Genomic DNA, 14,334 nt, shown 5'->3' with positions numbered 1-14,334 from the left:
ATGTTATTTTTTCTTTAATCCAGTTATACTAGTGTAGTGCTTTCTTAGACTCTCTTTAAATTGATCCTGTATATACTTTCTATGTTTACTAGATTTCTTCCTCACTTTTAGCATTAACTTTTCATTTTGCACTTCCAAGCGTTTAACATTTACATCAACATCAACTACTTTAAACCACCTAACATTTAACTCTTCGGAGGACAAAACAAATTCAGTTAAGTACTTTGCTTCCTTATTGTTTACTGCTATGCAATAGGATAAACAATATTGAGTTATGTCGCTTAAATTTGTTTTATTGTGAATAACTTCTTGCCAAATTTCTTTCAATTCCATATCGAATTGACTAGAAGCGAAGAATTCCATAAAGAAGTTTCTAGCCCACAAAATTCGATCTAATATTGTCCTTTCCTTTAGCTTTAACTTAGGTTCATCAATATCTACAAATGCTTGAATGAGCTCTAAATTCATCTCGTCAAACATTTTCAGCATTGCCCAAAGTACTTTTCTTCGCTTACTTCTATCAAGTAAGTGAGCTGCCTGTAATACCTTTGATGTATGCATTACATAATGCATTTTACTTCCAAGGTCAGCAGGATATAATTCTAGATTTGCGATTTTGTCTAAAATATCGGAATCGTCCGGTGTTGCTCCAGCATAAAAGATGTTTGGGTTTAACCACCAATTGTCATAAAAATTTTCAAATAAGACTTTTTCGTCTTTCTTTCTAAATGAACCAGCAGCTAAAAACTCTTGAATAGTTAGATGGAAAAATCTAAAGGTTTTATCGCTATCATTCTTGATTAGGATATGTGAACGTTGGCATATTTTTGTTAAAAATTCTTCTGGGTCATCTAAACCCTCAATTGGTTTTGTTAAGCTAAGTTCTCTAAGGAACTCAAATAGATCATCGAACGATATTGAAACCCAACCTTTTTTATGTAAATGTTCAGCTATTTTATTTAATACAAATTCCTTTTGCTTGATCGTGAATTGTTCGGATATACCTTTTGTTTTATCCCATTTATTTAAGAATAAATCTAAGAATTTAGAATACAGTTCATAGATATTCTTAGGTAATTCCCGTTTATCTAATTTCTTCTCCTTAAATAGAATTACTAATATGATCGTAGCTAATGGAGTCTTGGGGAAAGAGTTTACAATTTCACTTCTTTTAAGTAAAGAAGTAAAATCTCTAGTTTGATCATCATCATTCAGCATTTTCCTACCAAGCTCAATCATTTCATTGTTGTTGAGAGGCAGTAATTCATGAGTTTCAAATATCTTTTTTAATGTGGTATTACTATCTATAAACTCAATATCTCTCGAAGTAAGAATTACTTGAGCATTTAAAGTTCTTTTGATTTCAACAATTTGAGCTAAGAGCTCAATCTTATTTTCATCAGCAACTACCTCATCTAATCCATCTAAAAGTATAAGTGTTTTATTATCAGTATTAATATTAAAACTGCTACTACCAGTTACTTTTTGATAATCTTCCTGTATATATTCAAGTATAGAATAGATTTTAGTTTTCGTGTAGAGCTTGGACAATTCAACATAAAATACGTTTGCTGAATTGTCTCTTTTTAGCTGCGAAATACCAATTTGCTTTAATATTGTAGTTTTGCCCGAAGTTGCAATTCCTTGAATCAAGGCAGCTCTATTTGATGATAGTATTTTATCTACATCTGGTACAATTTCAAGATTTACGACATTAGCTGTAGCACCAATATACTTACTTGCCTCTTCTTTTAGTGTTTTTTCCCTCGTTCTTAATTTAATTTGAAACTTCTCTAGAGAATTTATATTCAAATCAAAATCAGCTTCTAGTATCTTTATACTATTATCTGAGTTTAACACATCTTGAACATGTTCATGATATTTTGTCAGATAAACATCTTTTTCTTCAACTAGATAACGGCTAATATTATTATCATCTATATACTTAACAATATCTCCTAAATCTTTATAGACAACATTTTTAGTCTTAACTTCTATTTCTTCTGCAATTAATTCCCTAGTATTCGATTTGTATATTCCGCTTGTAAGAACATATACTTCATCTATTCTAACTCTCCCCTTTGAATGACTGTTATAAGGCCTCTTAAAACATTCATTTACTTGCCTTACAATTTCATTATAATTAGACTGATTCACGTTATCAGCTTTGACAACACAAGCTGTCCATTTTTCATTACCTAACTTATCTACATCATAAAAAACTATGTCTTTACCAAATTCTGTAGGTCCGTGGCTATGTGTAACTTCTTTAAAACCTAACTCTTCAAATAAGATTATTAAAAGTTCTCTTAGCTCTTTTTCACTTTTAGATTTTATTTTATTTTTTAATTCAGGTATAGTAAGCTTGGTCATTTTAGGGTTAGTTAGTAGTGCATTAATTATTTTATAGTTTTGCTTTCCAATAAAGATTAAAAAGATAACCCAATCTCCTCCAGATTCTCCCGAATCCGCTTCTCCAGCAGGGCGCTTTCTTCAAACTGAGCGGCCAATTCGGTGGTCAATAGCCTCATCTTCTCTTCAAACGGAACGCCGTCGTCTTCCTCGGCTTCGGAGCCCACGTAGCGGCCCGGCGAGAGCACGTAGTTGTTGGCGGCCACTTCGGCTAAGGTAGCGGCCTTGCAGAAGCCTTCGGTGTCAGAATAGCTGCCGCCGATATTGCGCCAGGTATGGTAGGTGTCGGCAATGTGAGCCACGTCGGCATCTTCGAACACGCGCAGGCGTCGGCTGGCCATGGTACCCAGTTTGCGGGCATCAATAAAGAGGATCTCGTTTTTGCGCTCGCGGTGCTCGCCGTCGCGGCCGTCGCGGTTCTTGCTTAGAATAAAGATACAGGCCGGTATGCCGGTGGTCAGGAACAGCTTGTCGGGCATCTGCACAATGCAGTCTACTATGCCTTGTTGTATCATGTGCTCGCGCACGTTCTTTTCGCCGGCGCTTCCGGTGGTCATGGCGCCGTTGGCCATCACCACGCCTGCCGTGCCGCGCTCCGAGAGGTGGTGCCACAGTGTCTGGAACCACATGTAGTTGGCGTTGCCCGGGGTGGTAAAGGTATCTTTGGCCCCGAAGAGGCGCGGGTCGTTGTCGGGCAGCAACTCGGGGTGCCAGTTCGAGATGTTGAACGGCGGGTTCATCAGGGCGTAGTCGGCCTTCAGGTCGGGGAAGCGGTCCTGCAGCAGCGAGTCGCCCAGCTTCACGTCGAAGGAGAGGTTGCGCAGCAGCAGGTTCATTTTGCAGAGGCGCAGCGTGCCTTCGTAGCGCTCCTGCCCGTAAATGGAAATGTCGTTTTTGTCGCCGCCGTGCGCCTGCAGAAACTTAAGGCTCTGCACAAACATACCACCCGAGCCGCAGGCCAGGTCCATAATGCGGCCCTTGAGCGGCTCGAGCATCTCCACGAGCAGACGCACCACCGAGCCCGGCGTGAAGAACTGCCCTGCGCCGGAGCCTTCGGCCATGGCAAACTTGCCGATGTAGTACTCATACACACGGCCGTAGATGTCGGACTCGGGGTTGTTGATTTCGGAAAATTTCTCTTTGGAGAACAGGTTGATGAGTCCGGCCACCTGCGTAGGGGAGAGCTGGCTCTTCACGAAGATCGGCTCCAGCACGCCCTTGTAGTCGGGGTTGCGCTTGCTCAGGATCTCGTCGATGAGCACAAAAGCCTGGTCCACCTTCACCTTGATGTCGTCCTGCTCGGCGTTCTCGCGCAGGTAAGCCCAGGTAGCCTCGCGGGGAAGGCGGTACACGTTCTTTACCTGGTACTCCAGCTCGTCTTCCAGCACCTCGGTCTGCTCGTGCTGTTCTATGTTATAGTAGTCGCTTTTAGGGTCTGCAAAAGACTGTTCTATCTCCTGCTTGCGTATCTCGTATCGCTCTGATAGGTGCTTTAAGAACAGCAGCGAGAGCACGTAATCCTTGTACTGGTTCTCAGCTACCGCGCCGCGCAGTTCGTTGGCGGCATTCCAGAGTTCGTTTTCAAAATCTATATCCGCTTTGGCGGCGGTTGGGGTATTCTTCTTAGCCATGTAGTCTTGTACGCGTGTTTAAACAGAGTTCAAGGTACATAAAATTGGACAATGTGAAGTAAGAAAAGTATAGGTTTTTTTAAATATTCTGGAGGCTACAGATGCCACTAAAAGGGAGGTGTCCTGCGCTTTAGAAAAGGCTTTTGTAGGAGGTTATCAGCTGGCAGAGCCGTTTTGCAGGCAGGTGGTATTTGTCAATGAAAAAGAGGGACAACAGACTTGGAAAGGAGTACAGGCTACTAAACCAAAGGAAGCTTCTGCAGGGTAAATCCGGCAGACGGCGTTGCATGTCATGTGAAGGGATGATCTCTACTAGATGACACATTTACTGCACCCGTATAGGTGTATGAAAGCTACAACCTCATGCTTGGACGGCAGGTGGTGATACATCTTTGAGCAGTGTTCAGTCTCTGTGGACCTATCGCCTGATTTACTATTGAATATAATTCAGCAACTAAAGGCAAGCTTATGCAGCCTACTAAATTTCAATTAAACTTCTGGAATGTAGTTAAAACTGCGCTCGAATACCGAGCAATGACAAAACAAGAATCAAGGTTACATCGAAAAAACTTCTGGGTATACAACCGTGAGGAACACGCTGCGCTATACTCTGAAATAATGGAGAGAATACTTTTCAAAATGCATTTAGAGCATTTAAAGAGTACGCTTAAATACAGGCGCGATTTTTATAAAAGACCACAGGCGTATTAATTTCTATGTTCTGTCTGCTTAAGAAACATGTACCTGGTCCAGAATTCTAGTTGTCTCCTGCTCAGGGAGAGAGGGTGTACAGTGGAACGTTCATCTAAACTTTATTTGTTAAATAAGTGTATAGTAAATACATTTGATAACACAAGGATCCGACCCTTTCTAAGGGAAGGGTTAGAAAGGGTGAAAACATGAAAGCTACTCCAAATAAAATAAACTGGAAAGCAGTTGCCCAGAGAATGAAGGATGACAAGGAGCGCATCAATAAGTTCTTAAACACTGACAAAGAGCATCTGCTAGATGATATTCAATTCATTAGGCCTGGTTCCGTACGAGAGTCAGCATCTACGAAATAGCTTTAAATTTAAAACAGATACAGGAGCCATCTATGAAATTTATTTCACAGATGGCTCTTCTTATTTCTCAGAAGCGCAAGGCTTTGCCCCATACGTTGCTATGTTCGGATTTCGGCCAACTTCTGCAGGCACGGAAAAGCAGAGGGATGCTCGCATAGCTGTTACTATAGTAAAGCATATCTGCGACTATCTGGAAGACGAAAGAAACATGCTGATGTACGTGTGCGACCAGCATGACAGGCGAGAAGAGCAAAGGGCCAGACTGTTCAACCAGTGGTTCTTAAAGTTTCAGCTTGGAGAAAAGATTCAGAAAATAGACCTAAGCTTTGGTGAGCTGCTGGTGTCGTTTATGTTTCGTTATGATAATCCTTTTAGGTACGAAATAGAGGCATCCATGCCTGATGTAAGGGAGAAGTATAATTAACAGAGTGATTAAGAAAACATTTTTAAAAGTCTGTTGTAACCTATAATGCTTAAGTTAAACCCTTCATCGGCATTCATTGATACAGTTACCGAATAGGCATTCTGTTCTGCACTGTTGTCAAAATCCTGAAGCCCATGCGCCTTATTTAAATGCCATGTTTTGCCCAGCCAGTATTCTCCATTCTCAATAGCTGTGATATCCTGAACATCTAGATCTGTACTCCCTTGCATATCCTCACCATAGATACGAATGAGTTTGGTAACTGCATCAGTAGCAGCTCTAACAGGTAGCTCATCAGTGGAACTACTAAGAAAAACATGTGTCAACAGATTGGTCAAAAGACTTAGTGTTACCAAATATTCTGACTGCAAGAACATCAAACAGGCCGAACTCCTTTTCGCGTAAGGAACATACATAATCCACAAAAGCTACTGCGCTGTCCTTTACTTCAATGTGGCGATAGCTCTCCTGTTCGGACAAAATGTTGTTGATATCAAAATTTAAGAGACTCAATATAGAATCGGTTCGAGGAGCTCTGTTAGGCATCCTCTGATTGACCCTTATCATAAATTGCAGCTGTTGGAAAGGATGCTGCAGATAAGACATTTTATACGTGATACCCATCTCATGCTGAAACCAAAAATGGGAAAAAGGCAAATCTCCATCTTCTACAACTCCGGCAGTAAGCTTCAAAACTTTGTCCTTCTTATAGAAAGAGACAGACTTATATTCGTTATATGCTCCGCCTCCAAATTCGCTACAGAGTTTGTTGAACATTCGTGAGATTAAGCTTAAATCTTTAGTATGGGCGATAAAATAGTACTCTTTGTCATTGCTATCATAATGCTTGACAACAAAGTGGTTGAAAATACACGCTATAGGCTTATTGTACCTCTCCCGTATTTGGTTGACGCCGAAAGATACATCATTAGAAGAATTTAGAATCTCCTCAAAGGGAACATGAAAAAAGTCCGTCTCACTAAGGTTCAATAATGTAAGAATATCGGTATTCCCGTGCTTAACAATGTCGATAAGTGTGAAAATAGGTGCTGTACTAATGGAGGAAAGCATACGGCAAAGCTAATATGGAGACTGCAACAGTTTAGGTGGTTCTAGAGGTTATGAATTTACCACCAAAGCACAAAATACCCAAAGATATTTTGCACACTTTATCACCTCACTCTTCTACTTTATAGTCTTTAAGAAGGAAGCGGTAGTGACTACAGCCTGCTGAATATAACCGTACAGACGTGCCTGTAAGGTGGAGACAAAAGGGCTGTCTGGTTTTGCCGGGCAGCCCTTTACTCCCTTTAAGCGGCCACAGCGGGCAGCGCATCTTTGTTTTCCTCCGCCTTCAGGTCCAGGATGTAACTGGCTGCCTTGAAAGCCTTTGTGCTGGTGTAGATGATCATCGTCTTGTCATCTTTAAACTTACTCACCCAACCCTGCAGGTAAGCCACGGAGTTTTCAAACACGGCCTCTTTGATGCCGGTGAAGGCACTTAGGAAGCTGGCACCCATCTCGGCGATCAGCTCCTCTTTGCTGTAGTTGGCATCACCGAAGCGGCTTGCCTTTTCCTCTTCCGTGAAGCGGTTGAGCCTGTCGGGGTGGCCGGTGGAGTGGATCAGCTCATGGAACAGCGTGGCGTGGTACGCCTGGGGGGAAACGAAGCTTTTCAGCTCGGGCATCTGCACCCTGTCCGGGATGGGCGTATAATACGCTTGTGATCCTCCGTGCAGGATCTGTGGGCGCGGCTGGGGGTAGTTGTCCACCACCTGTTGGCAGGCTGCTATGACCTGCTGCTCTGTTCGCTCCATAGCTGCCGGAAGGGCAAAGCTGATACCTTCTACCTGGTCTAGGTTGAAGACTGTCCAGATAAAGGGCACGAACCTCTTGCCGTACCTGGCATTTTCCTCCTCTGCCGGCTCATGGGCACTTTCACCGGCTTTCTCTTCGTAGATTTTCCAGTAGATGGCCTGTGTTCCCTTTTCGCCTTTCCGCACGTGGCCGCCCAGCTCCTGTGCCTGTCTGAAGGTAAGGAAGTAAGGCGCTGTGAAGTGCTTCTTTTCAGTGATGTAATTGAGGTAAAAGGCGTTGAAGCCTTCGTAGTGCCGCCCCGACAGGTAGTTCTTTGGAAGGCCGTAAGAGGTCCAGGGCTTTTGCCAGAGCACTTTTCCCTGCTCCAGTTGCGCGATGACTTCGTTTGTTACCTGGTCTGCCAGCTGACTGAATTTTTGATATGCGTTCATAGTAGTAAGTATTAAAGGTTATTGATAGATTATTTCCCGGAGCCTCTTCTGTTCGTGGAGCTCCACCCGTCCTAGAAAAGGGGCTATAAAAGCCCCTCGTCTGCCAGGGAGTAGTAACTCTCGCTGGTGAGGATGATGTGGTCCAGCACCGCGATGTCGAGCAGTTCCCCGCCCTGTTTGATTTTCTTTGTCAGCTGCAGGTCAGCTGTGCTCGGCTTGAGGTTGCCGGAGGGGTGGTTGTGGCAGAGGACGATGGAGGAGGCGCAGGCCTTCAGGGCCGCCACGAAGATGAGCTTCGGGTCCGCCACTGTGCCGGCCACGCCCCCTGTGGAGGTCTCGTAGATGCCAAGCACGCGGTTTGCCCTATTGAGGAGCATGACCTTGAACTGCTCCACGAACTCGAGCTTGCCGGTGTCCCAGCTTTCCTTGAGCACCTTAAAGCAATCGGTGGACGAGGTGACCTGCGGTCTCTCGGAGGGTTTTACCTTGGCGCGGTAAGTGAGCTTGATCTCTGCCACTTTGCAGAAGGAGGAGTTTGGGATGCGCTTTTCCATAATCTTTGTCTTTTTAGTGAAAGGAATTGATTATGGTGCCTCACCTGCCTTCGGGACGGACTAAGGGCAAGGTGGAGACGGGAAAAATGCGGAGGCTCCCCAGAGGGGATACCCATTTTTCCCGTACTACCTTGTCCCCGTGTCCGGCACGCAAGGCTACCTTTGCGCCCGAATGAATTGCCCCCGCATTTTTGCATGGGAGTGGCTGTGAGAGGTGGTGTTTTATCTATCTGTGAAAGAGTGAGTATGACAGTCGGGGAGAGGGTGGCTTTGTTTTCAGGGGATGGTAAAAGAAAGCCCCGGCATCCACTTAAGGGAAACCGGGGCTAGGGGTTTTAGGAAGGTGTCGGCGTCAACTCCTGTTTACGCAGCACTGGATGGATGCTAACAGGGGCAGAGGCCAATCAGATTATATGGCCAGACCTTTCCTGCGGACTGGCTTCAGCTCCTGCTGGCCCTCTGCCAGCAGTTCCTGCTTTGTTTCCTTCCGCTGTGCCTGCTGTGGCTCCTGTCTTAGAATGGTCTCCCGCTTCACAGGCTTTAGCTGCTCATCAAATACGTTGATGGTCTTGTACTGCGGGCTGGCCTCGATGAAGCGCTTTGTTTCCTGCCCGTTTTGCACAGCCGTAACCTGCTGCTGGTTGCCCCGCTCAAGGGAGCGCAGGAGCCGCTCCTTTTGCTGTGGGTCCTCCAGTTCTTTGATGGCGAACTGCCGGAGGGTTTTTTCCAGGTCAAAGCCGTAGTTCTCATGGAACTGCTTCACCTTGTGGTTTCCCTGCTGGTCCTGCGCCTGCGGGTCCAGCTGCAGCCAGGCCTTGTAAGGCTGGCTCTCCGTGTTGACCAGGTCCTTGTGCACGGACCGGCCATTGAGGAGGTTGTAGGCCTCCTTGGCCGTGATGCCGCTGTTCTTGTTGATGTAGAAGGTCTGCGAGACCTGCCGGGCGGAATCGTCGGGTTTGAGCGTGGCCTCATACTTGTTGAAAAAGTACATGTCGCTCTGATCGGACCTGCGGAAGTGCAGGGTATAGTCCATCGTGCTGTTATGGTGCGGCAGCTGCAGGCTGAGCCGGAACTCCGGCTGCTGGCTTTGCACCTGCCTTTCCAGCTCGGCGTTCAGGTTGGTGCCGAAGCCCATGTATTTAAGGCCTTCCTTCAGGTAATCCAGGTTTTTTTCATTCATGGTGATAGGATTTAGAGGTTAAAATGGGGTAAAAATACCCGCCTCGTCCGGGGAAAGGAGCGGGCATGCCTGCAGGATGTCTTTGTCGCGAACCTTTAGGGTAAGGTGCCTGCCGCCTTTCTTCTCAAACAAGTGGAGCACCAGCTCCTTATGGTGGTTCAGGTTGTGCTTCTCCAGGGCGAAGACCAGCACCTTCCTGCCACCGGCCGCTACTGCCTTGTCTTCTTCCCCGTAGGTGTAAAGCGGCAAAAGCTCCTCTTCCTGGGTGGCGGTGCGCTTTGCCTGCTTCCGGTCCCGCAGCGTAAAGCGGGTAAAGTCGAGGTCGTAGGGGACAGGGGAGGCGTTGGTGAGCAGGATCCGGTAAAAGAGGGTGCTCCCCCGGCTGTAGATGCCTTCCACCCTGGCCTTTGCCCCGCCCGCCATGTCTTTGATGCCGTAGTAAAACCGGTAGTCTTCCGCCAGCTGAGCCGCGATGTCTTCCAGTTGCTTTCGGTTCAGGCCGGCACCCGTAAAAAGCACGGACGTGGCCTGCGCTGCCTCCAGCCGCAATAGCGTGTTAGCCGGATGCTCATCATACAGGACAGAGAAATCATAGAGCCTGCCGTCGGCGGTGATGACGGTGAGGTTGGTCTCCTGGAAACCGGGGCGGGCGGCTTTCACCTGGAGCACGTTCCCCACACCGGGTGGTGCCTGGGCCAGGATCTCCCCGCTGCCGCGGTCCACGCTTTGGATGGCATAGGGGAAAATAAGGCTGGTCGTTTTGTGGAAGGCCAGCTCCAGCCTGCCGTGCGGGTCCTGTGCGTGCGCCGTCAAGCAGCAAGTCAGCAAGCACAGCAGGGAAATGAGGATGTATCTGTTCATGGTGTGTCTTTTTATGGTGTATCTGTTCATGTGTGGCGTTTAGGGATGCGTGGAATGCGTTTAAAAGGATGTCTTCTGGTCGCGGAGCAGGAGGTGGTGTCCTGCCCTCACCGTCACTTTCACCTGCCTTGTCCCTTTGCTCAGCAGCCCCCTGGCCGCATCAAGGCCGGCCCCCATTGCCTGGGCACCAAGAGAAGGGGAAAGGGAGGGGAGCTGCAGGCTTTGGCTAATGGCGCGGCCGGCTCCCTGCCGCGCCGCATCTCCAATAGCGGCACCGGGGATAGAGAGCCCTTCCATCCCGTCCAGGTCGTAGGCGGCGAGCGATACCGGCAGCAGGGAATTGCCGGAGCGGATGGAGGTTACTGCGATGGTTAGCCGCTCACCCCTGATCTGGCAGGTGCCGTGCAGCAGGCTTCCCGCCGGTAGCAGCCTGCCCCCGAGGTAGACGTCCTGGAGCAGGCGCAGCTTCACGGTAGCGCCTGCCAGGAGCGTCTGCGTTTCATGCACGGCGGCCTCCAGGATGTTGCCCTGCTGCTCCGGCATGTTCTGATGCGGGCTTAGGTGTAGACTGTAAAAGGCGTTTAGCGCCCGACTTGGCGGAGCCGGGGCACTGGTACGCGGGACGGTTCTAAGCGTAGATTCGGAGCTGTAGGGGGAAGTTGCCTGGTGCAGGAGGGTGATCGCCGGCCCTTGGGATGTGGCCTGCACCGCGAAGACCTGCTCTTGGTTTTCCAGGGACTTTTCCATGCGCTTCTCCTTTACCCGCTCCGGATGCTGGATATCCAGGATCCGCTCCAGCACGCCCTCCAGCTGCTGTATCTCCGGATCTGCCGCCGCTCCGCCGTTCCCCCCGCCCATGGTGCGCATCATCGTCTCCAGCTTTGCCACATCCTGGCTGAAGCGGTCATCGCTTTTAGCGAAAGGGGTGCCTGCCGCTTTTGTTTTTTGCCTGGTTTGAGGCAGGGCGTCTTCCTGGCTGACGAGCTGTGTGAGCCGGGAGAGCCGCTCGTTGATCTTCTCCTCATTCGGGTCCTGCTGCGCGAGGCCGAAGGCGAGTGCAGTCTTGCCTGGAGCTCCAGCGGGCGTGCCTGGGGCTAAGTTCCCCAACGCATCGCCTGTGCCTTTTTCCTCCGCGGGCGCCAGGCCCAACCGGTGCAGGAAATGCTGCCCATTGGTACGCTGCTGCTTTTGCAACCCGCGGCGGGCCTGCTGGTAGAGGCCCAGCTTGCTGCTTTCCCCTTTCTTGAACTGCGGCTCGGGGAGCTGGAGGTTCAGCCCTTTGGCTGCCTGCGATGCCCTGGCCGCCGTGCCCGCTCCTCCGCCCAGCGCCCAGAAGGCCATCGTGAGGAAAGGTAGCACCAAAAGGGGGAGGACGAGCAGGAACCTGCGTTTTCGCAAGGATTCTTCGGAATGCGTTTTCATGGTCGTGTTTTTTTAAGGAATGTATTTGATCGTGTCAGTCTGTGTGCCCGGGCTGTCCGGCAGTCCTTGCAGCTGTGGCCGGTGTTCTTGCTCAGGTAAGCGGGAGGGAGCAGCTGGTGTTGACGCCCCCGGTTCTTTTGCCTGGTCCGGTACCATGTGCTGCAGGCTAGGTGCTACAGCTGGCCTAGGGCCGGGCAGCACGGCCAGGGCCAGTATCCAGCCGCTGGCACTGCCAAGCGCGAGGCAGAAGAGCAGCAGGCAAACCACCTGGGCAGGATGGGGCAGCGCCCCGAACTTCCGGCCCAGCCACCCGGCAGCCTTTTCCTGCCCCTGGCAGATGGCCCTTGCGATGGCACGGGCTTTCCTGTCGGTGGCAGGGCTGTTTTCCCGCTCCCGCTGCTTTCCGTTTTTAGAGAACAGCAGCATGGTCAGCGGCTCTTGGAGGACAGGTCCCTGTTCTCTAGGGTGGCCCACCGCTCAATCAGAAAGCCGTGTGGGTTATTGTCCGAGCGGGAGACGCTCCGCAGGACCCCCTCGGTCACGAGGCTGCGCGTCACCACAGAGGAGGCCCGGATCAGCCGCTGCCGGGCATAGCAGCGGAAAGGGTAGGGGTAGCGGCCGGTGTCCAGCCGCACGCTGTCCACAGTGATTTCCTGGCTGACATTGGCGGCGATGAGTCCGGAGAAGTAGCCGCTCTCCCGCAGGTTGTCATAGGCACGCTTGGCCGAGCCGTCGGCCAGGTAAAGGGCTTTGCCGATGTTTGCCTCAATGACCTTCTCATCAGGGTCCAGCGTGAAGAAGTACGCGTGGAAGGAACGCACGTGGTCGCGGGCCTCCACCGGGATGTTCTCCTTCCGGTCTGCCGAGAAGGCCTCCAGCGCCTTGCCGCCGGCCAGGATGTAGATGCGCTCCTGCGCCATCTGCACCTGCCGGTAGCTGTGGTAGAGGGCAAAGCAGCTGACGGCCGTGCAGGCTACCAGGAAGACGAGGCTGAAGGAGCGGATGTGCCGAAAGGCACTGTCGATGTGTTGGAGTTGTCGGAACATAATGAAACAGGTATCAGGTTGGTCCTTTTCTTGCTGCGTCAGGCCTTGCCGGAAAGGCGCCCGTGCTGGTAGTTCTCAGGCGAAGTGTCTCTCCCTTCGCTGCCCCTCCCAGGGTCCGGCCCGCTACTGAAAGCGGCGACGCGGTGGGTGAGCTGCGTAGCTCCGGCACCCAGGGCAGTGGCGGCATAGCCGGCCGCCGTGCCGCCTGCCGTCAGGGCGGTGCGGTTGGTGGTGCTCAGTAAGTTGGTGACCTTGTAGAGCAGGGCATTTCCCCCGCCGGCGTGCACGATGTAATTGGCCACGCCCGGCACGGTGAAGTAGCCCACAATGCCGATGAGCAGGAAGATGAGGTAGGCTGAGTCGGTGGCGCTGAAGAAGGTGTCACCGCTGCTTTCCACCTGCCCGATGTCCAGCCGCAGCATGTTTTCCTGTATCTTGCCGATGATGCTGCCGAAAATGTTGGCCACCGGAAGCCACATGAACACGTTGACGTAGCGGGCCAGCCAGACGGTGAGCGTGTGCTGAAAGCCGTCGAAGACGGCGAAGCCGAAGACCAGCGGGCCCAGCACCGCCAGCACGATGAGGTAGAAGGTGCGGATGGTGTTGATACAGAGGGCGGCTGTCTGGAAGAGCACCTGCAGAATTTCCGACATCCACTGCTTGATGGAGTGGCGGAAGGCATAGGAGGCTTTGGCCATGGCGAACTTCACGTCGTTGCCGATGCTCTCCAGCACGCCCTCCCCCTCACCGAGCGGGTCGTCCGGGTGCGTGTATTCGTACCACTTGTCCCGGTCGCCGTTGCCGTCCACCCCCGCGTACAGCTGCCAGGCATCCGAGCTTTGGATGGCTTCCTCTTTCTTTTTCAGTAGCACAGCGATGGCCTTGTCGGAGTCCTCGACCATGGCGCCGGTCGCCATCACCGTCGGCTGGAGCACCCCGTTCAGCAAGGCCAGCACCGAGGGGAAAAGCAGCACGGCAAGGCCCAGGGCGAAAGGCCGGAGCAGGGGGTAGAAGTCCACCGGCTCGGCACTGGCCAGGTGGCGCCAGACGCGGGAGGCGATGTACCACAGGGCGGCAAAGCCCGCCAGCCCACGGCCCACGCCGATGAGCCGCTCGCAGAGCGGCAGCATCTCCTCGTAGAGCCCGGCCAGCACCTGGTGCATTCCCTGCATGTCCGTGGCGGAATCCTGCGCCTGTGCATGAAAGGGCAGGAGCAGGGCGGCCAAACCATGCAGTGTGGTGAACGTTCGAAGCTTTTTCATCGTGTGTGGCTGTTTAGGGGTTCACCTGGTACAGGTGCTCGATTGCGTTCAGGTCGTTTCGCTCCCTGGCCCGCTCGAGGGCCAGCAGGCTAGCCTGCCGGTTGAAGTGCCGCAGGAAGGTGAGTTTGTCCGCGGTCTCGGTGAAGATGCGGTCGATGGCCGTGATCCGCTCGGCATCGCTCATGCGCAGCTCCCCGGCTGTGAGGATAAGGGTCAGCTCGTCCAGGTG

At 50.8% G+C, this 14,334-nt stretch carries 13 protein-coding genes and 1 pseudogene; 1 reads left to right on the top strand and 13 read right to left on the bottom strand.

Annotation, left to right across the window (positions count from 1 at the left end):
* Positions 1-3: 3 nt before the first annotated feature.
* Positions 4-2,373 carry an NACHT domain-containing protein gene (locus CHB92_RS23990; RefSeq protein ID WP_089321782.1) on the bottom strand — a complete coding sequence of 790 codons (2,370 nt, stop codon included), beginning with the start codon at positions 2,371-2,373 and terminating at the stop codon, positions 4-6.
* A gap of 56 nt (positions 2,374-2,429) precedes the next feature.
* On the bottom strand, positions 2,430-4,043 hold the full coding sequence (locus CHB92_RS23985) for a type I restriction-modification system subunit M (RefSeq protein WP_089321781.1): 1,614 nt from the start codon (positions 4,041-4,043) through the stop codon (positions 2,430-2,432).
* 1,008 nt (positions 4,044-5,051) lie between these two features.
* Between CHB92_RS23985 and CHB92_RS23975 the strand changes: the two genes are divergently transcribed.
* A complete protein-coding gene (locus tag CHB92_RS23975) occupies positions 5,052-5,531 on the top strand; it encodes a DUF6169 family protein (protein WP_089321779.1) in 480 nt (159 codons plus the stop codon).
* Between the two features lie 8 nt (positions 5,532-5,539).
* On the opposite strand, the gene CHB92_RS23970 is transcribed toward CHB92_RS23975, so the two are convergent.
* From CHB92_RS23970 to CHB92_RS25955, 11 genes and pseudogenes are all read right to left on the bottom strand, one after another.
* The gene (locus CHB92_RS23970) at positions 5,540-5,869 is read right to left on the bottom strand and encodes a hypothetical protein (RefSeq protein ID WP_144266383.1); all 330 of its coding nucleotides are present in this window, start codon (positions 5,867-5,869) and stop codon (positions 5,540-5,542) included.
* Positions 5,838-6,602 (bottom strand): hypothetical protein, encoded by a 765-nt coding sequence (locus tag CHB92_RS23965; protein WP_089321777.1) that lies wholly within the window; start codon positions 6,600-6,602, stop codon positions 5,838-5,840. The genes CHB92_RS23970 and CHB92_RS23965 overlap by 32 nt, the downstream gene beginning before the upstream one ends.
* Positions 6,603-6,841: 239 nt before the next feature.
* Positions 6,842-7,780, bottom strand: a complete 939-nt coding sequence (locus CHB92_RS23960) for an ArdC family protein (protein ID WP_089321776.1) — start codon at positions 7,778-7,780, stop codon at positions 6,842-6,844.
* An 83-nt stretch (positions 7,781-7,863) separates the two neighbouring features.
* Entirely contained in the window at positions 7,864-8,334 is a 471-nt protein-coding gene (locus CHB92_RS23955) for a JAB domain-containing protein (RefSeq protein ID WP_089321775.1), read from the bottom strand.
* Between the two features lie 409 nt (positions 8,335-8,743).
* On the bottom strand, positions 8,744-9,514 hold the full coding sequence (locus tag CHB92_RS23950) for a hypothetical protein (RefSeq protein WP_089321774.1): 771 nt from the start codon (positions 9,512-9,514) through the stop codon (positions 8,744-8,746).
* Between the two features lie 18 nt (positions 9,515-9,532).
* Positions 9,533-10,375, bottom strand: a complete 843-nt coding sequence (gene traN, locus CHB92_RS23945) for a conjugative transposon protein TraN (RefSeq protein ID WP_179223149.1) — start codon at positions 10,373-10,375, stop codon at positions 9,533-9,535.
* A 60-nt stretch (positions 10,376-10,435) separates the two neighbouring features.
* Positions 10,436-11,797, bottom strand: coding sequence for a conjugative transposon protein TraM (gene traM / locus CHB92_RS23940; RefSeq protein WP_089321772.1), 1,362 nt, complete (start codon positions 11,795-11,797; stop codon positions 10,436-10,438).
* Between the two features lie 12 nt (positions 11,798-11,809).
* Positions 11,810-12,223 carry a hypothetical protein gene (locus tag CHB92_RS23935; RefSeq protein ID WP_089321771.1) on the bottom strand — a complete coding sequence of 138 codons (414 nt, stop codon included), beginning with the start codon at positions 12,221-12,223 and terminating at the stop codon, positions 11,810-11,812.
* Between the two features lie 2 nt (positions 12,224-12,225).
* Positions 12,226-12,843 (bottom strand): conjugative transposon protein TraK, encoded by a 618-nt coding sequence (gene traK / locus CHB92_RS23930; RefSeq protein ID WP_089321770.1) that lies wholly within the window; start codon positions 12,841-12,843, stop codon positions 12,226-12,228.
* Positions 12,844-12,881: 38 nt separating this feature from the next.
* Positions 12,882-14,105 (bottom strand): conjugative transposon protein TraJ, encoded by a 1,224-nt coding sequence (gene traJ, locus CHB92_RS23925; protein WP_089321769.1) that lies wholly within the window; start codon positions 14,103-14,105, stop codon positions 12,882-12,884.
* Between the two features lie 13 nt (positions 14,106-14,118).
* A pseudogene (locus CHB92_RS25955) lies at positions 14,119-14,334 on the bottom strand (TerB family tellurite resistance protein); the annotation flags it as partial.

The organism is Pontibacter ummariensis (assembly GCF_900188175.1).
Lineage (GTDB): Bacteria > Bacteroidota > Bacteroidia > Cytophagales > Hymenobacteraceae > Pontibacter > Pontibacter ummariensis.
The sequence above is the reverse complement of the archived record's forward strand: the minus strand, read 5'-3'. Positions and strand labels throughout refer to the sequence as shown.

Coding starts and splice junctions, on each gene's coding strand:
- traN (WP_179223149.1), bottom strand. CDS start 10,375: ATGAACAGATACATCCTCATTTCCCTGCTGTGCTTGCTGACTTGCTGC.
- CHB92_RS23990 (WP_089321782.1), bottom strand. CDS start 2,373: ATGACCAAGCTTACTATACCTGAATTAAAAAATAAAATAAAATCTAAA.
- traM (WP_089321772.1), bottom strand. CDS start 11,797: ATGAAAACGCATTCCGAAGAATCCTTGCGAAAACGCAGGTTCCTGCTC.
- CHB92_RS23955 (WP_089321775.1), bottom strand. CDS start 8,334: ATGGAAAAGCGCATCCCAAACTCCTCCTTCTGCAAAGTGGCAGAGATC.
- traJ (WP_089321769.1), bottom strand. CDS start 14,105: ATGAAAAAGCTTCGAACGTTCACCACACTGCATGGTTTGGCCGCCCTG.
- CHB92_RS23935 (WP_089321771.1), bottom strand. CDS start 12,223: ATGCTGCTGTTCTCTAAAAACGGAAAGCAGCGGGAGCGGGAAAACAGC.
- CHB92_RS23965 (WP_089321777.1), bottom strand. CDS start 6,602: ATGCTTTCCTCCATTAGTACAGCACCTATTTTCACACTTATCGACATT.
- CHB92_RS23950 (WP_089321774.1), bottom strand. CDS start 9,514: ATGAATGAAAAAAACCTGGATTACCTGAAGGAAGGCCTTAAATACATG.
- traK (WP_089321770.1), bottom strand. CDS start 12,843: ATGTTCCGACAACTCCAACACATCGACAGTGCCTTTCGGCACATCCGC.
- CHB92_RS23960 (WP_089321776.1), bottom strand. CDS start 7,780: ATGAACGCATATCAAAAATTCAGTCAGCTGGCAGACCAGGTAACAAAC.
- CHB92_RS23985 (WP_089321781.1), bottom strand. CDS start 4,043: ATGGCTAAGAAGAATACCCCAACCGCCGCCAAAGCGGATATAGATTTT.
- CHB92_RS23975 (WP_089321779.1), top strand. CDS start 5,052: ATGATATTCAATTCATTAGGCCTGGTTCCGTACGAGAGTCAGCATCTA.